The 19736-nt window shown below is 62.7% G+C and carries 29 protein-coding genes; 5 read left to right on the top strand and 24 right to left on the bottom strand.

What is annotated here, in order from left to right; all coding sequences use genetic code 11:
- The first annotated feature begins 120 nt into the window (after positions 1 to 120).
- A complete protein-coding gene (rnd, locus tag OVY48_RS12540) occupies positions 121 to 1287 on the top strand; it encodes a ribonuclease D (RefSeq protein ID WP_313923075.1) in 1167 nt (388 codons plus the stop codon).
- Between the two features lie 116 nt (positions 1288 to 1403).
- Entirely contained in the window at positions 1404 to 1682 is a 279-nt protein-coding gene (locus tag OVY48_RS12535; protein ID WP_313923074.1) for an I78 family peptidase inhibitor, read from the top strand.
- Between the two features lie 18 nt (positions 1683 to 1700).
- Here the strand turns inward: OVY48_RS12535 and OVY48_RS12530 are convergent, their stop codons facing one another.
- From OVY48_RS12530 to OVY48_RS12515, 4 genes are all read right to left on the bottom strand, one after another.
- A complete protein-coding gene (locus OVY48_RS12530; RefSeq protein WP_310226690.1) occupies positions 1701 to 2243 on the bottom strand; it encodes a pseudouridine synthase in 543 nt (180 codons plus the stop codon).
- A gap of 5 nt (positions 2244 to 2248) precedes the next feature.
- Positions 2249 to 3400 carry a cupin domain-containing protein gene (locus OVY48_RS12525; protein ID WP_313923072.1) on the bottom strand — a complete coding sequence of 384 codons (1152 nt, stop codon included), beginning with the start codon at positions 3398 to 3400 and terminating at the stop codon, positions 2249 to 2251.
- Between the two features lie 42 nt (positions 3401 to 3442).
- Positions 3443 to 4126: a hypothetical protein gene (locus OVY48_RS12520; RefSeq protein WP_313924768.1), complete on the bottom strand. Its 684-nt coding sequence runs from the start codon at positions 4124 to 4126 to the stop codon at positions 3443 to 3445.
- A 172-nt stretch (positions 4127 to 4298) separates the two neighbouring features.
- Positions 4299 to 4685 carry a PH domain-containing protein gene (locus OVY48_RS12515; protein ID WP_037472367.1) on the bottom strand — a complete coding sequence of 129 codons (387 nt, stop codon included), beginning with the start codon at positions 4683 to 4685 and terminating at the stop codon, positions 4299 to 4301.
- A 131-nt stretch (positions 4686 to 4816) separates the two neighbouring features.
- Between OVY48_RS12515 and OVY48_RS12510 the strand changes: the two genes are divergently transcribed.
- Both OVY48_RS12510 and OVY48_RS12505 read left to right on the top strand, forming a co-directional pair.
- Positions 4817 to 5365 (top strand): nuclease, encoded by a 549-nt coding sequence (locus tag OVY48_RS12510; RefSeq protein ID WP_313923071.1) that lies wholly within the window; start codon positions 4817 to 4819, stop codon positions 5363 to 5365.
- Between the two features lie 122 nt (positions 5366 to 5487).
- Positions 5488 to 6258, top strand: coding sequence for an EAL domain-containing protein (locus tag OVY48_RS12505; protein WP_313923070.1), 771 nt, complete (start codon positions 5488 to 5490; stop codon positions 6256 to 6258).
- Here OVY48_RS12505 and OVY48_RS12500 read toward each other — a convergent pair.
- Genes OVY48_RS12500 through lepA form a run of 3 tightly spaced genes read right to left on the bottom strand, consistent with a single transcriptional unit; the run spans position 6223 to position 8866 of the window.
- On the bottom strand, positions 6223 to 6756 hold the full coding sequence (locus tag OVY48_RS12500; protein ID WP_255245630.1) for a hypothetical protein: 534 nt from the start codon (positions 6754 to 6756) through the stop codon (positions 6223 to 6225). The two genes, OVY48_RS12505 and OVY48_RS12500, sit on opposite strands and share 36 nt — an antisense overlap.
- The gene (locus OVY48_RS12495; RefSeq protein WP_313923069.1) at positions 6753 to 7061 is read right to left on the bottom strand and encodes an alkylphosphonate utilization protein; all 309 of its coding nucleotides are present in this window, start codon (positions 7059 to 7061) and stop codon (positions 6753 to 6755) included. The genes OVY48_RS12500 and OVY48_RS12495 overlap by 4 nt, the downstream gene beginning before the upstream one ends.
- A complete protein-coding gene (gene lepA, locus OVY48_RS12490) occupies positions 7058 to 8866 on the bottom strand; it encodes a translation elongation factor 4 (RefSeq protein ID WP_069065531.1) in 1809 nt (602 codons plus the stop codon). The genes OVY48_RS12495 and lepA overlap by 4 nt, the downstream gene beginning before the upstream one ends.
- A 185-nt stretch (positions 8867 to 9051) precedes the next feature.
- On the opposite strand from lepA, the gene OVY48_RS12485 reads away from it, so the two are divergent.
- Complete coding sequence (locus tag OVY48_RS12485; RefSeq protein WP_069065532.1) at positions 9052 to 9822, top strand: CsgG/HfaB family protein; 771 nt, start codon at positions 9052 to 9054, stop codon at positions 9820 to 9822.
- Positions 9823 to 9874: 52 nt separating this feature from the next.
- On the opposite strand, the gene OVY48_RS12480 is transcribed toward OVY48_RS12485, so the two are convergent.
- The 17 genes from OVY48_RS12480 to rpsC form a co-directional block, all read right to left on the bottom strand.
- The gene (locus tag OVY48_RS12480) at positions 9875 to 10867 is read right to left on the bottom strand and encodes an acyltransferase family protein (RefSeq protein WP_409593677.1); all 993 of its coding nucleotides are present in this window, start codon (positions 10865 to 10867) and stop codon (positions 9875 to 9877) included.
- Positions 10868 to 11147: 280 nt separating this feature from the next.
- Entirely contained in the window at positions 11148 to 11804 is a 657-nt protein-coding gene (locus tag OVY48_RS12475; RefSeq protein ID WP_037472553.1) for an adenylate kinase, read from the bottom strand.
- Between the two features lie 44 nt (positions 11805 to 11848).
- Positions 11849 to 13198, bottom strand: coding sequence for a preprotein translocase subunit SecY (gene secY / locus OVY48_RS12470; protein ID WP_037472381.1), 1350 nt, complete (start codon positions 13196 to 13198; stop codon positions 11849 to 11851).
- A gap of 194 nt (positions 13199 to 13392) precedes the next feature.
- The gene (rplO, locus tag OVY48_RS12465; protein ID WP_037472382.1) at positions 13393 to 13926 is read right to left on the bottom strand and encodes a 50S ribosomal protein L15; all 534 of its coding nucleotides are present in this window, start codon (positions 13924 to 13926) and stop codon (positions 13393 to 13395) included.
- A gap of 134 nt (positions 13927 to 14060) precedes the next feature.
- A complete protein-coding gene (gene rpmD, locus OVY48_RS12460; RefSeq protein WP_037472383.1) occupies positions 14061 to 14240 on the bottom strand; it encodes a 50S ribosomal protein L30 in 180 nt (59 codons plus the stop codon).
- Between the two features lie 5 nt (positions 14241 to 14245).
- Positions 14246 to 14986: a 30S ribosomal protein S5 gene (gene rpsE / locus OVY48_RS12455; RefSeq protein WP_069065533.1), complete on the bottom strand. Its 741-nt coding sequence runs from the start codon at positions 14984 to 14986 to the stop codon at positions 14246 to 14248.
- A 2-nt stretch (positions 14987 to 14988) separates the two neighbouring features.
- The gene (rplR, locus tag OVY48_RS12450) at positions 14989 to 15342 is read right to left on the bottom strand and encodes a 50S ribosomal protein L18 (protein ID WP_037472385.1); all 354 of its coding nucleotides are present in this window, start codon (positions 15340 to 15342) and stop codon (positions 14989 to 14991) included.
- 1 nt (position 15343) lies between these two features.
- A complete protein-coding gene (gene rplF, locus OVY48_RS12445) occupies positions 15344 to 15877 on the bottom strand; it encodes a 50S ribosomal protein L6 (protein ID WP_037472386.1) in 534 nt (177 codons plus the stop codon).
- A complete protein-coding gene (gene rpsH, locus OVY48_RS12440; protein WP_037472387.1) occupies positions 15877 to 16272 on the bottom strand; it encodes a 30S ribosomal protein S8 in 396 nt (131 codons plus the stop codon). The genes rplF and rpsH overlap by 1 nt, the downstream gene beginning before the upstream one ends.
- A gap of 12 nt (positions 16273 to 16284) precedes the next feature.
- On the bottom strand, positions 16285 to 16590 hold the full coding sequence (gene rpsN / locus OVY48_RS12435) for a 30S ribosomal protein S14 (protein WP_037472388.1): 306 nt from the start codon (positions 16588 to 16590) through the stop codon (positions 16285 to 16287).
- A gap of 52 nt (positions 16591 to 16642) precedes the next feature.
- The gene (gene rplE, locus OVY48_RS12430) at positions 16643 to 17215 is read right to left on the bottom strand and encodes a 50S ribosomal protein L5 (protein ID WP_037472389.1); all 573 of its coding nucleotides are present in this window, start codon (positions 17213 to 17215) and stop codon (positions 16643 to 16645) included.
- Positions 17215 to 17526, bottom strand: coding sequence for a 50S ribosomal protein L24 (rplX, locus tag OVY48_RS12425; RefSeq protein ID WP_069065534.1), 312 nt, complete (start codon positions 17524 to 17526; stop codon positions 17215 to 17217). The genes rplE and rplX overlap by 1 nt, the downstream gene beginning before the upstream one ends.
- Complete coding sequence (gene rplN / locus OVY48_RS12420; RefSeq protein ID WP_007686569.1) at positions 17526 to 17894, bottom strand: 50S ribosomal protein L14; 369 nt, start codon at positions 17892 to 17894, stop codon at positions 17526 to 17528. Before rplN ends, rplX begins: the two co-directional genes overlap by 1 nt.
- A gap of 200 nt (positions 17895 to 18094) precedes the next feature.
- Positions 18095 to 18358 (bottom strand): 30S ribosomal protein S17, encoded by a 264-nt coding sequence (rpsQ, locus tag OVY48_RS12415; RefSeq protein WP_037472391.1) that lies wholly within the window; start codon positions 18356 to 18358, stop codon positions 18095 to 18097.
- 12 nt (positions 18359 to 18370) lie between these two features.
- A complete protein-coding gene (rpmC, locus tag OVY48_RS12410; RefSeq protein WP_037472392.1) occupies positions 18371 to 18580 on the bottom strand; it encodes a 50S ribosomal protein L29 in 210 nt (69 codons plus the stop codon).
- A 3-nt stretch (positions 18581 to 18583) separates the two neighbouring features.
- Positions 18584 to 19015: a 50S ribosomal protein L16 gene (gene rplP, locus OVY48_RS12405; protein WP_037472393.1), complete on the bottom strand. Its 432-nt coding sequence runs from the start codon at positions 19013 to 19015 to the stop codon at positions 18584 to 18586.
- A gap of 21 nt (positions 19016 to 19036) precedes the next feature.
- Complete coding sequence (gene rpsC, locus OVY48_RS12400; RefSeq protein ID WP_037472395.1) at positions 19037 to 19732, bottom strand: 30S ribosomal protein S3; 696 nt, start codon at positions 19730 to 19732, stop codon at positions 19037 to 19039.
- Positions 19733 to 19736 lie beyond the last annotated feature (4 nt).

Genomic DNA, 19736 nt, shown 5'->3' with positions numbered 1-19736 from the left:
GTTCTTTCAGCTTCGTTTTACGGAAATGACAAAGTGTTGCAGCCGGGTTATGGGCTGGAACGTCGACTAGCGACGAGCCCGCCAGGGAGCGGGCCTGCCCATAATAAGATCGAAGACTATATGCAAATTCATCCGCTGATTACCGACAGCAAGACCCTGGCCGCATTTTGTGCCCGTATCGCAAAATCCCCCTATATCGCGGTCGATACCGAATTCATGCGCGAAAACAGCTATTGGCCCGAACTCTGCCTGGTGCAGGTCGCCGACCCGCATGAGGCCGCGGCGATCGACCCGATGGCACCGGGCATCGACCTTAAACCCCTGCTCGACCTGATGTGCGAGAATGAGGATGTGCTGAAGGTCTTTCATGCGGGCGGACAGGATATCGAGATCGTCCACAATCTGACCGGCAAGACCCCGCACCCGATGTTCGATACCCAGATCGCGGCGATGGCGCTCGGCCTTGGCGAACAGATCGGTTATGGCAATCTGGTCGAAGCGTGGATGGGCGTGCAGCTCGACAAAGGCGCGCGCTTTACCGATTGGGCGCGCCGTCCGCTCGACAAGCGCCAGATCGACTATGCGATCGGCGACGTCACCTACCTGATCCAGATATTCCCCAAGATGCTGGAAGAATTGCGCAAGACCGGGCGCGGCGATTGGCTCGACCAGGAAATGGAGCGGATCAGCGACCCGTCCAACTATGAGAACCTGCCCGAAGACGCGTGGAAGCGCGTCCGCATCGCCAGCAAGAAAGCCGATGTGCTGGGCCGGTTGAAGGCGCTGGCCGCCTGGCGCGAGATTGAGGCGCAGGACAAGAATCTGCCGCGTGGCCGCATCGTCAAGGACGAGACGCTGGCCGACATTGCCAGCCATCCACCGCGCACGCAGGAGGATCTGGGCAAGGTGCGTGGCCTGTCCGCCACCTGGCGCACCAATGACATCGGCGCACGGTTGATGAACGCGATCGCCAAGCACCAGCCGCTCGGCAAAGACGAGATGCCCGACCGCGAACCGCGCCGTCCGGGCCTTGGCAAGGATGGCGCGCTGGTCGCCGATCTGCTCAAGCTGCTGCTCAAGATCCGCTCGCGCGACATCAACGTCGCCTCCCGCCTGCTGGCGCGGTCCGACGATATCGAGGCGCTGGCGGCGGGCGTGCGCGATGGCCTGTCGATCCTGGAAGGCTGGCGCTACGAGCAATTCGGTCGCGATGCGGTGGATCTGGTCGAAGGGCGGCTGGCCTTCGCGGTCAAGGGTGGGCGTTTGAAGATGACGCGGACGGAGTAAATGACGGCCGTTCGCCCTGAGCTTGTCGAAGGGCTGTCCTTCTCTGGAAAGAAGTACGGGGCTTCGACAGGCTCAGCCCGAACGGGGAGTGGAAATTGGGTAAGGAGAGAAACATCATGCGCCAGATCCTGTCCGTTACGAGCGCGCTTGCTCTCGCCGCTTGCGCGACCACCCCGCCCGTCACGGCCGATGGCGGCTGCAACCACGACAGTCTCGCCCGCTTTACGGGCCAGAAGGCCAGCGCCGAAACCGGCACCGCCCTGCTCCGGGCATCGGGCGCAAAGAGTTTGCGCTGGGGCGGCCCCGGCATGGCGATGACGATGGACTTTCGTCCGGGTCGGCTGACGGTCAGCTATGACGAAGCGATGTTGATCACCTCGGCGCGTTGCGGGTGATGGCTTTGCGGGCTGGCCTCAGCCCGCGTCGCGCCATGTTCCCGGTTCCACGCCATCGAGCGTCCAATCCCCGATCCGCCAGCGCACCAGGCGTAGCGTCGGATGCCCCACCGCCGCGGTCATGCGCCGCACCTGGCGGTTTTTGCCCTCGCGGATGGTCAGACTGATCCAGCAATCGGTGACGGTCTTGCGGAACCGCACCGGCGGGTCGCGCGGCCACAGCGCTGGGTCATCGATCCGCTCGACTTCGGCGGGCAAGGTCCGCCCGTCCTTGAGCGTTACGCCGCGCCGCAGCGTGTCGAGCGCCGCCTCGTCGGGTTCACCCTCCACCTGTGCCAGATAGGTTTTGGGCATTTTGAAACGCGGGTCGGCGATCCGCGCCTGCAACCGCCCGTCGTCTGTCAGCAGCAACAGCCCTTCGCTGTCCGTGTCCAGCCGCCCGGCGGGATAGACGCCCGGCACGTCGATATAATCTTTGAGCGTCGGGCGCTCCGGGCCGTTCGGCTCCGGGGTGAACTGACACAGGACATTGAAGGGTTTGTTGAACAGGATCAGCGTCATCGTCGTCATTCCCCCTCGTCAAAGGCAACGCTGCCCTGATCGATCAGCGCCGCGATCAGTGTCAGCGCCGTGTCGGACCCGGCCAGTGCGGGATCGACCATCAGATCGCCCCGCCCGCACAAGGCGCGCGCCAGTAGCGCGCCATCGCCAACGCAATCGAAACTCTGCCCGTCCACGAACAGGGACACGGCGTCGTCCGCCTGCGCCATGAAGGCGAAGCGGCTCGCGGGATTGCGGCACAGCGGCACCTGCGCCGCGATCAGTGCGCGGGCCATGTTGACGTCAGCGGGTTCTTCGGGCTGCCAATCGGTGTCGGCATATTTGGGCTGGCTGCTATAGGCGCCGAACCAGCGGGCGAAGGTCGCCCGATCGCTCAGGGCTTCCAGCACCAGCCCGTGCAGCCGGTCGATCGCCGAGGCGGCGATTTCGCCGGGATGGTCCTGCCGCACCAGATCCGGGTCGGCATAGCGATCCTCGTCGGGCAAGGCATCGACCAGATGTTCGCTCCAATGTTCGACCAGTTCGGCGCGCGATGGTGCGCGAAAGCCGATCGAATAGGTCATGCAGTCATCGCCTACCGCGACGCCATCATGCGCGAAGCAGGGCGGGACATAGAGGATATCGCCCGGTTCCAGCACCCATTCGTCGGTCGCCTCGAAGTCGGCGATCAGGCGCAGGTCGTCATGCGGCAAGAGTGGCGTCGCGCTGTCGCAGCGCGGCCCGACCCGCCAGCGCCTGCGGCCCAGGCCCTGCACCAGAAACACGTCATATTGATCGAAATGCGCGCCCACGCCGCCGCCATCGCTGGCATAGCTGACCATCACATCATCGATCCGCCAGTCGGGCACGAAGCGGAAGGGGTCGATCAGCGCCGCGACGTCGGGCACATGCTGGTCCACCGCCTGCACCAGCAAGGTCCAGCGGTCACGCCCCAGATCGCCGAAGCGGGTTTCGGGCAGTGGCCCGCTCTCCATCGCCAGCCGGTCGCCCGCGGCCATGACGAGGCGCGATTCGACGCCCTCCTCGCAGGCCAGGCCCGCCAGTTCGTCCGGCTCCAGCGGATTGCGCCACGCCGTCCACGGATTGCGGATCAGGGCCGGTGTCTTCTGCCAATGGGTGCGCAGGAAATGGTCGATATCGAAATGGGCAAATTGCATGATCCCGCCCTGCCGGTTGGGCGCTCGCCTGTCAAAGCGCGATCACAGTTCCAGCCCGATGAGCGTGCCGCTGCCGATCCGGTCGATATAGCGTTTGCCGTCAATTTCCAGCCAGTCGGGCGTCACTTCCAGCCGCCGCCCCTTGATCGTCGTGCGCAGATGCTCGACCGCGATCCGGTTGCGGGTCACGATGCGCAGCACGGCAAGCCCGTCGCCCCGCGCCGCCATCATCGAATAGCGATCACCACGCAGCAGGAAGTGCCAGCTGCCATCGGTCGGCAGCCATTCATTGCCGTCGATCACCTGCACCGGCTCGCCATCCGGCCCGCCCAATCGCACGCTGATCCGAGTCGCGCCATTGATCCGGCGGGGCGGGGCGAAGATCAGGATCGGTTCGCCCTCCAGCGTGATCGGGATCGGGGTATCGCGCAGCACCCGTGATCCGCCGACGATCAAGTGGGGCAATTCGGAGGAAAAGGGCAGCCGGTCGCGTGCGAAATGCCGCTGGCGCACCACGGGATTGGCATGGAAACTATGGACCTGGGTCGGGGTCAGCCGCCCTTCCTCGACCAGGCCGTGGCAGGTCGGGCATAGCAGCGTGGCACCCGGCCCGTCGGGCAATCCCAGATAGCTATAGAGGGTGACGCCGCAGCGCACGCAGGCAAATCCGCACGCCTGACGGATGTCCGCGCGCTGCTCGGCGGTCAAATCCGGCAATGAAGGCATTACGCGCAGGCCTACCATGCAGAGCACCCTTTTATGAGCGCCGTGCCGCATGATGCGACCGGCGGTCCTTTCTGGCGTCCATCCTGCCTGCGGGGATGCTCTGATGCGGCTCCCTTGTGGTTGCTATCGTTGGAATATTTGCGCGCAAGTCAAGCGCGGCGTGCAATATGCCCTAGCGTTGCGGCAAAAGGTCGAGGTTGCGGGCGGCCGCCAGCGCCCGGATACGGCCGGGGCGCGGCATGTTCTTGATCGCGATTTCCGCTACGTCACCGGCACTGAACATCTCGACATGGCCGACGTCGAAGATTCGTTGGCCCAGGCTTTGGGTGATCCGCACGCTGCGGATGCTGCCCAGCGCCACTTCGGTCCGCTGCTTGGACAGCAGCCCGCGTTCGAGCAGCACTTCGCGCTCCGACAAGGCCAGCCGCTCGCCCTTGTGCATGACCCACCAGACAGCGATCACCAGGATGCCAACCACCGATAGCAACAGCAGCGTGAACAGCAGCGGATGCGCCCGAAACATGGCGGGGTTTTCGTCATACAGCCAGGTGTCGCTCATGCCGCCTCCTGCGTGTGAACCGGCGCGGTTTGACCATGCCGTCCCCGCGCCGTCAAGCGCCGCGCCAATGCTTTGGTTAACCAAATATTCGTCCGCATCCTGCTAGAGGGCGTCGGAAGGTAGGAGCGGCCATGGCACGCAATCTGTACGATATCGAGGATCGCAGCCCGGACAGGGACCGCCGCTGGCTGCATGAGAAGCAGGAGCGGCCCGCCCGGATCGTGCCGGTGCGACTGCTGCTCGTCGCGTTCGCCATCGCCGGGCTTGCCGTTTTTCTGCTCAAGGACGCTTTGCCGGGAGGCGGCAACGGCGCAGCGGTCGACACGCCCACCAGCATCAGCGCGTCCTTTACCGCCTGCGACGACCCGAACGGCGAGGCCTGCGTGCTGACCGCCAACAGCTACGCCTATGAAGGCCGCCGCTATCGCCTGTCCGACATCCGCGTGCCCGCCGAAGATGGTGCCCGTTGCCCGGAAGAAGCGGAAAAAGCGCAGCGGGGCCGGATGGCCCTGCTCGCCCTTCTCAACGGCGGCCGATTCGACGCCAAGCCAGACCCCACCGACGCCGACCCTGCCGCGCGCAGACTGACCCGCGACGAGGTGTCGCTGGGCGAGATCATGATCCTCAAGGGTCATGCCAGTCCCTGGTCCGCCGCGCCGATCGATTGGTGCGCGACCTGACGCTGACATAGGCCATATCCCCCTTCCCACTCGGTCCGTCGCAAAAGCGATCGCACGAGTTGCAGGGTTTACAGGCTGTTAGCATCTGCCGGGTTACGCCTTCAGTTGTAGGAGGACGTTTGGTGCAGACAGGATGCCAGGGCTGCCGGTCGCAAGCCCATCAATTCGACATCGCAATGGCCTTCCAACCCATTGTCGACATCCAGACGGGACGGCCTTTCGCGTTCGAAGCACTGGTGCGCGGCCCCAATGGCGAAGGCGCAGGCGAGGTCATGGCGGAAGTCACGCCGGAGAATCGCTATGCGTTCGACCAGCAATGTCGCGTGGCGGCGATCGAGGGCGCTGTCGCGGCAGGCATTCTTGATACTGACGCGAAGCTGTCGATCAATTTCCTGCCCAATGCCGTCTATTCGCCCGTGGCCTGCATCCAGTTGACCCTGAAGACCGCGCAGAAGACCGGCTTTCCGACCGAGCGCCTGATCTTCGAATTCACCGAAAATGAGGAGATGGTCGATTCCGACCATGTCGGGACCATCATCGATTCCTACCGCAAAATGGGGTTCGGCACCGCAATCGACGATTTCGGGGCGGGCCATGCGGGCCTGGGGCTGCTGGCCAAATTCCAGACCGACTATATCAAGCTCGACATGGATCTGATCCGGGGTCTCGACACCAGCCTGCCGCGCCGGATGATCGTGGAGGGCGTGCTGCGCATCGCCCAATCGCTGGGCATCATCGTCATTGCCGAAGGGATCGAGACGGTCGGCGAATATGACGCCCTGTGCAAGATGGGGGTGCGCTATATTCAGGGCTATCTGCTGGCCCGGCCCGGCTTCAAAAGCCTACCGAACGTGACGTTACCCAGCCGCGACCGCTACGCCGCCGTCGCCTGAGCGGCGCGCCTGCACCGCCGCCAGCACATCGCCCGCCAACCGCGCATAGTCGGCGCAGGCCCGCTGCATCGACGCTTCGCTGTCGGCCCGGCGCAACCGGCCGAAACATAGACGATTTTGCGCCGCGCGCAGGCCGCGCAGCACCATGCGCCCCTCGTCCTTCAGTCCCAATTGCGGCCCCGCCCGATGCCACGCCTCGGCTGCGCTGGAAAGGCGACTGCTCGGCCGCACGCCGGGATCATCCCCTGCCCCCGCCCCCAGCCGGTCGATCCGTCGCGCTTCGGCGATCAGGTCGGTCAGAAACAAGTCGAGTTCGCGCAGGCCATTGCCGATCATCTTGGCGGGCATGGCGCGGCGTCGGTCATCGGCCGCATCCGGGCAACGGCCGAGCGACATGCCATTGGCCAGGAACGCCGCCGCCCGCTCGATCCGTGCCACCTGCCCTGCGATCGGCACCATCTGCGCCAGCGAGGCGGGACGGACAGGCGCGCCGCTCATCGCTTCTTCACGAACTCCGCGCGCAGCACCAGGCCCTTGATCCCGTCATGGCGGCAATCGATTTCCTGCGCGTCGCCGGTCAGGCGGATCGATTTGATCAGCGTGCCGCGCTTGAGCGTCTGCCCGGCCCCCTTGACCACCAAATCCTTGATCAGCGTCACCTGATCGCCATCGGCCAGCAAATTCCCCACCGCGTCGCGGACTTCGACCGTGTCGGCGGCATCGCCTGCCTCGGTCAATTGCGACGCAGGCACCCACTCGCCCGACGCTTCGTCGAACACATAGTCTTCGTCGGACCCGCTCAATTCTCATCCCCCATGCGCAGTGCGGCGATGAAGGCTTCCTGCGGGATTTGGACGCTGCCATATTCGCGCATCCGCTTCTTGCCTTCCTTCTGCTTGTCGAGCAGCTTCTTCTTGCGGCTGATGTCGCCGCCATAGCATTTGGCGGTCACGTCCTTACGCATCGCCGCGATCGTCTCGCGCGCTATCACCTTGCCGCCGATCGCTGCCTGGATCGGGATCTTGAACAAATGGCGGGGGATCAAATCCTTGAGCCGTTCGCACATGCCGCGACCGCGCGATTCGGCGGTGCCGCGATGGACGATCATGGATAGCGCATCGACGGGTTCGGCATTGACCATGATGCTCATCTTGACCAGATCACCCGTCCGATAGCCGATCTGGTGATAGTCGAAACTGGCATAGCCACGGCTGATCGATTTCAAGCGATCGTAAAAGTCGAACACCACTTCGTTGAGCGGCAGTTCATAGGTCACCTGCGCGCGGCCGCCGACATAGGTCAGGTTCTTCTGGATGCCACGCCGGTCCTGGCACAGCTTCAGGATCGAGCCGAGATATTCGTCGGGGCAATAGATGATCGCCTCGATCCACGGCTCCTCGATCTCGTCGATCTTGGTCGGGTCGGGCATGTCGGCGGGATTGTGCAGCTCGATCTCGCCCGCGCCATAGGTCAGCTGGATCTTGTACACCACCGACGGGGCGGTGGTGATGAGGTCGAGATCATATTCGCGCGTCAACCGCTCCTGAATGATCTCCAGATGGAGCAGCCCCAGGAAGCCGCAGCGGAAGCCGAAGCCGAGCGCCGCGCTGCTTTCCATTTCGAAGGAGAAGCTGGCGTCGTTGAGGCGCAACTTGCTGATCGAGTCGCGCAGCTTGTCGAAGTCGTTGGCATCGACGGGGAACAGGCCGCAGAATACCACTGGCTGGACTTCCTTGAAGCCCGGCAGCGGCTTGGTCGCGCCATTCTTGACCGTGGTGATGGTGTCGCCGACGCGGGTCTGCGCGATTTCCTTGATCTGCGCGGTGATGAAGCCGATCTCGCCCGCCGCCAGTTCGGGCAGTTGCTCGATCTTGGGGCGCATGCAGCCCACCCGGTCGATCAGATGTTCGGTGCCGCCGATCATGAATTTGATCGCCTGGCCCTTCTTGATCACGCCATTGACGACGCGGACGAGGATGACGACGCCGAGATAAGGGTCGTACCAGCTATCGACCAGCATCGCTTCGAGCGGGGCGTTGCGGTCGCCCTTGGGCGGGGGGATTTTCTTGACGATGGCTTCGAGGATTTCGTCGATGCCGATGCCCGACTTGGCGCTCGCCAACACCGCTTCGGACGCATCGAGGCCGATCACGTCCTCGATTTCCTTGCGCACCTTTTCCGGTTCGGCGGCGGGCAGGTCGATCTTGTTGAGGACCGGCACGATCTCATGATCATGCTCGATCGACTGATAGACATTCGCCAGCGTCTGCGCTTCCACGCCCTGCGCCGCGTCCACGACCAGCAACGCACCTTCGCATGCGGCCAGCGAGCGCGAGACTTCATAAGCGAAGTCGACATGCCCCGGCGTGTCCATCAGGTTCAGCTCATAGGTCTGGCCATCCTTGGCGACATAATCCAGGCGCACCGTCTGCGCCTTGATCGTGATACCGCGCTCCTTTTCGATATCCATATTATCAAGGACTTGCGCGCTCATCTCGCGGTCGGTCAGGCCGCCGGTGCGTTGGATGAGACGGTCGGCCAGGGTCGACTTGCCATGGTCGATATGGGCGATGATGGAAAAGTTACGGATATGCGAAAGCTCGGTCATCGCCGCCCGATAGCAGCGATTGCACGCGCTGTCAGTAGGATCACGAGGGGCGGCGTGATGGATGACAAAGAGTGTTACGCCTGCGTACCCATGCTTGGAAGGCCAAGGCGGCTGTGATAGGCTGGTCGCAAAATATCAGGGTCGCCTGCACAGTTTCAAAGCAAGCAACAAACGGGGTTCTGATAATGCGTCTATTGAAAATGCTGACCGCGGCGACGGCCTGCCTTGCCCTGGTCGTCCCGCAAGCCATGGCCAAGGACAAGGGGTCGTCCGGCCGCCAGGCACAAACCAAGAAACAGATGGAAATTCCCCGCTGCACCAAGCGCATCGGCACGGCGGCGATCGTCGAGCCGGACAATCAGTGGTGGCGGGAATTGAGCCTGGGCAGCCCCGAAGCGATCATCAAATTGTTCGTGCAGCAATCGGGCTGTTTCGGCCTGGTCAATCGCGGCCGGTCGATGGCCAGCCGCAATCTGGAACGCGCCATGGCGGATTCCGGCGAGTTGCAGGCTGGGTCGAACCTCGGCCGGGGTCAGGTGAAGGCGGCGGATTATTTCATCCAGCCCGATATCGTCACCACCAACAAGAATAGCGGCGGCAACGCGCTGGGCGGCATGTTGGGCGGGATGCTGGGCGGCCGCATCGGCGGAGCCTTGCTGGGCGGCATTTCGGTCAAGAAAAGCGAGGCCAATGTGATGCTCTCCGTCGTCAACGCGCGCACGACCGAAGAAGAAGTGATGGCAGAGGGCTATTTCCGAAAATCGGACCTCAGCTTCGGCGGCGGTGGTGGCCTCGGCTGGATGGGCGGCCTGGCCGCGGTCGGCGGTGGCGGTTATCAAAATACCGACATCGGCCAGGTCATCGTGCTGGCCTATCTGGACGCCTATACCAAGATGGTGACGCAGATGGGCGGCCTGCCCGAAAACGCCGCGGCCGCCGCGCCCGTCGCGCAGTAACTCGAACGGGTTAGCCGAAAAGGCGGCGCTGGATGAGCCAGCGCCGCCTTTTTCATGCCGGTTGCACGGCGGCTGGCTGGAGCGCACGCCGCCGCTTCCACCAGGCCAATATCGCTTCTCCGGCTGGTCGCTCCACCACGCGGTTGATTAGCGTGCCGAGTGTCAATGCGACCGCGAAGGCGGCGAAGAAGCCGATCCAGGGGCTATAGCCTGCCTTGGCCAGTTCCAGCATGACGACGAAACCGACATGCTGGTGGATCAGGTAGAAGGAATAGCTGATCCCGCCGAGCCAGATGAGCGGGCGGATGCGCAATATGTGCAGCCGCCCCGCGATCAGCGCCGCAAAGGCCGCGAGCAGGACGCAGGCGACGATGGTCACGTCCCATGTCTCCATCGTCGCGACCGACGCCAGCGCCAGCGCGGCATAGGGTGCCTGCTGTCGCCAACTGCGCCGTCCCGCCCAGACGCGGTAGGACAGCATGCCGATGACGAAGAAGGGCAGATAGCGCAGCACCAGCAGCATTATGATCCGCTCCGGCATGTCGGGCCATAAGGCGTAGAGCCAGCGGACGCCCAGCCATAGCAGGAGCAGCGGCTCCAGATGCTTCAAACCCGCGAATTTCCACAGGCCGATCATGCAGGCGTAGAAGGCGATCTCCACCGTCAACGTCCAATAGGCGCCATCCACTTCGGGCAGGAAGGCAAAACCCTGCAACATGGTGAAATTGGCGAGGATCGCGCCGGGTCCGATCAGAAGCTGCGTCGCATGGGCGAGATATTCGATCGACAGCGTCACCAGCATCGCCACCAGATAGGCGGGATAGAGCCGGGCGAAGCGATTGACCACGAAGTCGCCGACCGACCCGATCCGATCGAGCGTGAAGAAGATCGAAAATCCCGAAATGGTGAAGAACAGCAGCACCCGATAATTGCCGCCGGGGAAGCTGAACGGCACATGCGACGCCTGGGGGAAGAGTTCGTGGAAGCGCGTGGAATAATGGAAGATCAACACGCACAACGCGCCTATGCCACGCAGCGCATCCAGTTCCGTTAACCGTGCGCGTTTGGGGGATGATCCAGCCACAGCCCGCTATAGCAACATAGGCGACATAAATCTGGCAAGATCGTGGTTAATTGGTCTGCGAAAACCCGATTTTTGTTGCTGGTCTTTTGCTACATCGCATTGCGTTAAGGCAAATATGCTTAACGGTCATGGGTGGATGGTACACCACCCCCTCGTCATCGACACCATGACGCCAAAAGGGGCAGGCATGGCCAACGCCATACCCGCCCCTGTCGGTCCTTCTTTTCCGTAGCGCGCTATATCAGGCGGCGTCGCCGTCCAGAATCGCCGCGATGGCGCTGGTCACGTCATCCATGTCGGCCATGCCGTCGACGCGCGACACGATCGCGCGCGCTTCATAGATGGGCAGGATGGGTGCGGTCTTCGCGCGATATTCGGCCATGCGCGTGCGCACCGTTTCCTCATTGTCGTCGGGACGGCGCTTGAACTCGTGGCTCTGGCACTTGTCGCATTCGCCCTCGACCTTGGGCAGCTTGAAGACATCATGATAGCCCGCGCCGCAATTGGCACAGGTGAAGCGACCGGTGATCCGTTCGACCAGCGCATCCTCATTGACGTCCAGTTCGATTACATGATCGAGTGAGCGACCGCGTCCATCGAGCAGGACGTCGAGCGAATGGGCCTGCGCTTCGGTGCGCGGATAGCCGTCGAAAATGACGCCGGTATCAGCGGCAAGCGCATCCAGTGCTTCGCCGATGATGCCGGACACGACATCGTCGGGCACGAGCGCACCCGCTTCCATCAAAGCCTTGGCCTGCAGCCCGACGGGCGTGCCCGCCTTGACGGCCGCGCGCAGCATGTCGCCGGTGGACAGTTGCACCATGCCGCGGTCCTCGACCAGGCGACTGGCCTGCGTCCCCTTGCCGGCCCCCGGAGGGCCAAGCAGAATGATGTTCATCGCGCGCATTCTCCCCTATTGTGCGCCCAGCGTCCGGGCCGCGTTTAGCGCAGGCGGCCCTTGAGCTTCGCCTTCTTGATCAGATCGCCATATTGATGGGCGAGCAGGTGGCTCTGAATCTGGGTCACGGTATCGACCGTAACATTGACCACGATCAACAAGCTAGTCCCACCAAGGTAGAAGGGAATTCCCGCCCGGGCGATGGCAAATTCCGGCACCAGACAGATGAACGCCAGATAAGCGGCACCGATCACGGTGATGCGCGTCAGCACATAGTCCAGATAATGTTCGGTATTCTTACCCGGACGGATGCCGGGAATGAAGCCGCCATTGCGCTTGAGATTGTCGGCCGTTTCTTCCGGGTTGAACACCACGGCGGTGTAGAAGAAGCAGAAGAAGACGATGCCCAGGCCATAAAGCCCCATATAGACCGGGCTGCCATGCGACAGATATTGGTTGAGCGTCAGGACGAAATCGCCCCACCGGCTTTCGCCCGCGACCGTCTGGCCCGCAAACTGCGAGATGGTAAGCGGCATCAGCAGCAGCGACGAGGCGAAGATCGGCGGAATAACGCCTGCGGTGTTGACCTTGAGCGGCAAATGGCTGCGGTCCGCCTGCATCAGTCCCTGACGGGTCTGGCGCTTGGGATATTGGATCAGCACCCGGCGCTGCGCCCGCTCCATGAAGCAGATCAGCAGGATGAGGCCAATCGCCATGACCATCACGAGGAAGATGAGCAGGCCCGAAATCGTGCCTTCGCTGCCGGACTTGAACAGGTTGCTCAACGTCACCGGCAACTGGGCGACGATGCCCGCCATGATGATGAGCGACACGCCGTTGCCGATGCCGCGCGAGGTGATCTGCTCGCCCAGCCACATCAGGAACATGGTGCCGCCGATCAGCGACACGACCGCCGACACGCGGAACACCATGCCGGGATCGACCACGGCCGCGCCCTGCGTCTCATAGCCGACCGCCGCGAAATAGCCCTGCACCGCAGCCAGGAACACCGTGCCGTAGCGGGTATATTGGTTGAGCCGCTTGCGGCCGCTTTCGCCTTCCTTCTTGATCGCCGCCAGCTTCGGCGAGAGCGAGGACGCGAGCTGCACCACGATCGACGCCGTGATGTAGGGCATGATGCCGAGCGCAATCAGGCTCGCACGCTCCAGCGCACCGCCCGAAAAGGTGTTGAAGATGTCGAGAACGCCGCCGCGCGTATTCTGCACCGCGCCGGCCAAAGCCGTCGGATCGATGCCGGGCATCGGCACGAAGCTGAGGAATCGGAACACGATCAATGCGCCGAGCGTAAACCACAAGCGCTTCTTGAGGTCGGTGGCCTTGCTGAATTTCGCGAGGCTCAGATTGGATGCGAGCTGGTCGGCTCTCGATGCCATGGTGGCTGCCCTTCAAATCACTCTTGCCGAGGCATCAAGCCCCGGTGCGGAATCGCTCATCCCTTAGCGGGACGGGTTCAACGTGTCGAACGGGGAGTTGCCATACCAAGTGGCAAAGACAGTCCCCCGATACGCATGACCCCGCCAACCCATATCGGGCAGCGGGGCCGTGCTTGCAAGTCTGAGACTGCGGCTTACGCCTTCCGGGCAGCCTTGGCAGCGGCCAGCGCCGTGCCCTTCTTGGCCTTCGCCTTGTCGGCGGCCGCGACGACTTCGATCACTTCGACCTTGCCACCGGCCTTTTCAACGGCTTCCAACGCACCCTTCGATGCGCCGGAGACGAGGAAGCTGACCTTGGCGGTCAGTTCGCCCTTGGCGAGCAGACGGACGCCATCCTTGCCACCACGGGCAAGCGCAGCGGCCTTGAGCGCGGCATGGTCGATGGTCGCGTTGGCGTCCAGCTTGCCAGCGTCGATCGCCTTCTGCACCGCGCCCAGGTTCACGATCGCGAAATCGCTGGCGAAGATGTTGTTGAAGCCGCGCTTAGGGATGCGCATGTGGAGCGGCATCTGGCCGCCTTCGAAGCCGTTGATGGCAACGCCCGAACGCGCCTTGGCGCCCTTCTGGCCACGGCCAGCGGTCTTTCCCTTGCCCGACCCGATGCCGCGTCCGACGCGCATACGGCCCTTGCGGGCGCCATCATTATCACGGATGTCATTGAGTTTCATATCGTGCACTCGCTTTCGCTTTGTTCGCGCTGTCCCCAGTGGGAACCTGAAGAGGCCGGGCCGATAGCCCGACCGTCAAAAAAACGAAAGAGGGGTTTCCCCCTCTCCCGCATCATTTCATCGGATCGAAGGGCTTAGCCCTCGACCACTTGCACCATATGGGGCAGCTTCTTGATGGCACCGCGGACTTCCGCCGTGTCTTCCAGTTCCACCACGCGATGCATCTTGCCAAGGCCCAGACCGATCAGAATCTTCTTCTGGTCGGCGGGGCGACGGATCGGCGAACCGATCTGCTTGATCTTGATTGTTGCCATGTCGCTTACTCCACAATCGCTTCGGCGTCAGCCTGCGCAACCTCGACCGAGGCTCCACCGCGATGCAGAAGGTCGGCGACCTTCTTGCCGCGACGCTGCGCCACCGACTTGGGGCTCGTCTGTTCGCCCAGCGCCGCGAAGGTCGCCCGGATCATGTTATAAGGGTTCGACGTGCCGTTCGACTTGGTCACGACGTCTGCGACGCCGAGGCTTTCGAACACGGCGCGCATCGGGCCACCGGCGATGATACCCGTACCGGCAGGCGCCGAACGCAGCGTCACCTTGCCCGCACCGAAATGGCCAAGGCCATCATGATGCAGCGTGCGGCCTTCCTTCAGCGGAACGCGAACCATTGCCTTCTTGGCAGCAGCGGTCGCTTTGCTGATGGCTTCAGGCACTTCGCGCGCCTTGCCATGGCCGAAACCGGCCCGGCCCTTGCCGTCGCCGACCACAACCAGCGCCGCAAAGCCGAAGCGCTTGCCGCCCTTGACCGTCTTGCTGACGCGATTGATGTGGACCAGCTTCTCGATCAGTTCTTCGCCCTGATCTTCATCACGGTTACCGCCGCGACGATCGTCACGACGACCACGGCCACCGCCGCGATCGCTACGGTTGCGGTCGCCGCCGCCACGATTGCCACGACCACGGCCGGGACCACGATTTTCGGTGACTTCCTGAGGCGTCGCTTCAGGAGCCAAGACGGCTGCGGGCTGATTGCCTTCGCCGGTGGTGTTTTCGTCAGCCATGATCAGAACTCCAGCCCGCCCTCACGGGCGGCATCGGCCAGCGCTTTCACGCGGCCATGGAACAGGAAGCCACCACGGTCGAACACGACGCGGGTGACACCGGCAGCGGTCGCCGCAGCGGCGACGCGCTTGCCGACATCGGCAGCGGCTTGCGAGGTAGCGCCGGTCTTGCCGCGCACGTCCTTGTCCAGGGTCGATGCCGCAGCGACGGTCGTGCCGGCAGCGTCATCGATGATCTGGGCGTAGATGTGACGACCCGAACGGTGGATGCTCAGGCGCGGGCGGGTGCCCGAAACAGCCTTAAGAGCGGTGCGAACACGGCGACGACGCCGCGCGAAGAGGGAAAGCTTTGCCATCTTACTTCTTCTTCCCTTCCTTGCGGAAGATGAACTCGCCGGCATATTTGATGCCCTTGCCCTTATAAGGCTCAGGCTTGCGCCAGCGACGGATTTCGGCGGCAACCTGGCCGACCTGCTGCTTGTCCATGCCGCTGATCTCGACCGTGGTATTATCCGGGGTCTTGATCTCGATCCCGTCGGGGATCGCAAAATCGACGTCATGGCTGTAGCCAAGCTGCAGCTTCAGGTTCTTGCCCTGTGAGTTCGCGCGGTAGCCAACGCCGGTGATGAGCAGCTTCTTGGTGAAGCCTTCCGTCACGCCGGTGACCAGGTTCTGGATCAGCGTGCGCTGCATGCCCCAGAATGCCCGTGCAGCCTTGGTCTTGTTGGCCGGCTGAACGAGAATGCCTTCGCCTTCCAGCGTGTAGCTGATCTCGTCGCGCAGCGGCATGGCCAGGGTGCCCTTGGGCCCCTTGACCGAGAGCTGCCCGCCCTCGATGGTCGCCGTCACCCCATTGGGGATCGCGACCGGCTTTTTACCGATGCGGCTCATTAGAACACCTCCGCCAGCACTTCGCCGCCGACATTCTGATCGCGCGCTTCCGCGTCGGACAGAACACCCTTGGGCGTCGAGACGATCGTGATACCAAGACCGTTGCGGATAACCGGCAGTTCTTTCGAACCCGAATAGACGCGGCGGCCAGGCTTGGACACGCGGGCGACATGCTTGATAGCAGGCTGCCCTTCGAAATATTTCAGCTCGATGCGCAGGCCAGGGTGCTTGCCGAGATCTTCCTCGGAATAGCCGCGAATATAGCCTTCGCGCTGGAGCACGTCGAGGACGCGGGCGCGCAGCTTGGACGCTGGGGACATAACGCTGTCCTTCTTCGCCTGCTGCCCGTTGCGGATGCGGGTGAGCATATCACCCAGGGGATCGGTCAATGCCATGAGATGATATCCTTACCAGCTCGACTTGGTGACGCCGGGGATCAGGCCCTTATTGGCCAGATCGCGCAGCTGAATACGGCAGAGCCGGAATTTGCGGTAATAAGCGCGCGGGCGCCCCGTCAGTTCGCAGCGGTTACGCACGCGGGTCGGGTTGCCGTTGCGAGGAATTTCCGCCATCTTCAGACGAGCGATCAGACGATCGCTGTCATCGGCCGCGTTGTCATTCGCGATCGCCTTGAGCTTTGCATATCGGCCGGCATATTTCTTAACCAGCTTCTTGCGACGCTCATTCTTGTTGATCGAACTCAGTTTCGCCATGACTTAAGTTCTCTTCCTTAGCTTTAGCGTTGGGAGAGAAGCGGGACCTTATTCAGGCCGCCTGCTTCTCTTCGAGCGGGAAGGGGAAGCCGAAGAGGCGCAGCAATTCGCGCGCTTCATCGTCCGTCTTCGCCGTGGTGGTCACAATGATGTCCATGCCGCGCACCTTGTCGACACGGTCATAGCTGATCTCTGGGAAGATGATCTGCTCCTTGATACCGAAGGCATAATTGCCACGGCCATCGAAGCTCTTCGGATTGAGACCACGAAAATCGCGGACGCGGGGCAGGGCCACGTTGATCATGCGGTCCAGGAATTCATACATGCGCTCGCGGCGCAGCGTGACCTTGGCACCGATGGGCATGCCTTCACGCAGCTTGAACTGCGCGATCGACTTCTTCGCCTTGGTGATAACCGGCTTCTGGCCAGCGATCAGTTCCATTTCCTCGGCGGCCTGCGTGACCTTCTTCTTGTCCTGGGTCGCTTCGCCCACGCCCATGTTGAGCGTGATCTTGTCGATCTTGGGGACTTCCATGACGTTCTTGTAACCGAATTTCTCGGTCATCGCCTTGGCGATCTCGGCGTCATACAGCGCTTTGGAGCGCGGGATGTACTTATCGGCCATTACAGCACCTCACCGGACTTGACGGCGACACGGACCTTCTTGCCGTCGCGATCCTCGAAACGAACGCGGGTCGGCTTGCCATCCTTGTCGGCGACCGCCACGTTCGAAATGTGGAGCGGCGCGGGCTTGCGCTCGATGCCACCCTGCGGGTTCGACTGGTCGGGCTTGCGATGCTTCGCATGCACGTTGATGCCTTCAACAAGAACCTTGTCGGCCTTGGGCATCACTTGCAGGACAGCGCCGGTACGGCCCTTGTCCTTGCCAGCCAGGACGACGATCTTGTCGCCCTTCTTGATCTTGGCAGCGCTCATTACAGCACCTCAGGAGCGAGCGAGATGATCTTCATGTGCTTCTTGGCGCGCAGTTCGCGAACGACCGGGCCAAAGATACGGGTGCCGATCGGCTCCTCGTTCTTGTTGATAAGCACAGCGGCGTTGCCGTCGAAGCGAATCACGCTGCCATCAGCGCGACGCACGTCCTTGGCGGTACGCACGATGACGGCACGATGCACGTCACCCTTCTTCACCTTGCCGCGAGGCGCTGCTTCCTTGATCGAGACGACGATGATGTCGCCTACGCTCGCGAAGCGACGCTTCGAGCCGCCCAGCACCTTGATGCACTGGACGCGCTTGGCGCCGCTGTTGTCAGCGACGTCAAGATTGGATTGCATCTGGATCATGGATCCGGTTCCTTCTTATTTGGCCTACCGGGACGCTCCAGAAAGGTCTGGCCCAGCGGTTCCGAATTTCGTGCCAAGACTCTGTCGGGTCCTACGCGAAGCGCGGGCCTGTAACCCCTTCTGATCGAAAAGGCCAGCCCCGCGTCGCAATAAGACCCAAAGAATCAGTGAGCCTACCCTAAAAGTCCGGGTTTCCGCCTTTAGGCGGCAACCTCCGGCGACTTGTGGGTGTCCACGCGCTCGATGACCTTCCAGGTCTTGAGCTTGGAAATCGGGGCGGTTTCCTCAATGCGGACCGTCTCGCCTTCCTTGTAGACATTGCCCTCGTCATGGGCGTGATATTTCTTCGAACGGCGGATGATCTTGCCGTAGAGCGCATGCTTAACCTTGCGCTCTACACGAACCACCACCGTCTTGTCGGTCTTGTCGGAAACCACCGTTCCCGTCAGCACGCGCTTGGGCATCGTGTGTTTCCTTTACTTCGCGGTCGCAGCCGAGCTGTTACGCTCGGTCTGCAAAGTTTTGATCTGCGCGATCGACCGGCGGACTTCCTTGACGCGGCTGGGCTTTTCCAGCTGGTTGGTGGCCGCCTGGAAACGCAGATTGAACTGCTCGCGCTTCAGGTTGTTGAGTTCGGTCGACAGTTCGTCGTCCGTCTTGGTCTTAAGGTCAGCAACGTTCGCCATGGCTTAACCCTCCAGGTGCGAGGTGTCGCCGAGGCGGGCAACGACCTTGGTCTTGATGGGCAGCTTCATCGCGGCGCGCGAGAAGGCCTCTGCTGCGAGCGGACCGGGTACGCCGTCCAGTTCGAACAGGATGCGACCCGGCTTGACGCGGGCGGCCCAATATTCGACCGAACCCTTGCCCTTGCCCTGTCGGACTTCGGCCGGCTTCTTCGACACGGGCACGTCGGGGAACACGCGGATCCACAAACGGCCCTGACGGCGGATGTGACGCGTGATCGCGCGGCGAGCCGCTTCGATCTGGCGCGCGGTGATCCGCTCAGGCTCCATGGCCTTGAGACCATAGGAACCGAAGTTCAGAGCGGAACCGCCCTTGGCATCGCCCTTGATCCGGCCCTTGAAGGTCTTGCGGAACTTCATTTTCTTCGGTTGCAGCATGACGCTATACCTACCTTATGTTCAGCGCGCCGGACGCACACCGGAGGTCTGAGCCTCCAGCATGAGCCGGTCGGTGGCCATCGGATCATGGCCCAGAATCTCACCCTTGAAGATCCAGACCTTGATGCCGCACACGCCATAGGCGGTGTGCGCCGTGGCTTCGGCATAGTCGACGTTCGCGCGCAGCGTGTGCAGCGGAACGCGACCTTCGCGATACCATTCGACGCGCGCGATTTCTGCGCCGCCCAGACGGCCGCCGCAGGTGATCTTGATGCCTTCGGCACCCAGACGCAGCGCCGACTGCACAGCCCGCTTCATCGCGCGGCGGAACGCCACGCGGCGTTCGAGCTGGTCAGCGATACCCTGTGCGACGAGCTTGGAATCGACTTCCGGCTTGCGGATTTCGACGATGTTCAACGACACGTCGGACGTGGTCAGCGCGCTCAGCTTCTTGCGCAGCTTTTCGATGTCCGCGCCCTTCTTGCCGATGATGACACCGGGACGGGCAGCATAGACCGACACGCGGCACAGCTTGGCAGGGCGTTCGATGACGACCTTCGAAATCGCGGCCTGCGGCAGCGACTTCATGATGAACTGGCGGATCTTGAGATCTTCCAGCAGCAGGCGGCCATAGTCCGCGCCTTCGGCGTACCAGCGGCTGTCCCAGGTGCGGTTGATCTGAAGACGCAGACCGATCGGATTGCTCTTGTGACCCATGTGC

The sequence above is a fragment of the Sphingobium sp. SA2 genome (assembly GCF_032227065.1).
Taxonomy (GTDB): domain Bacteria; phylum Pseudomonadota; class Alphaproteobacteria; order Sphingomonadales; family Sphingomonadaceae; genus Sphingobium.
The sequence above is the reverse complement of the archived record's forward strand: the minus strand, read 5'-3'. Positions and strand labels throughout refer to the sequence as shown.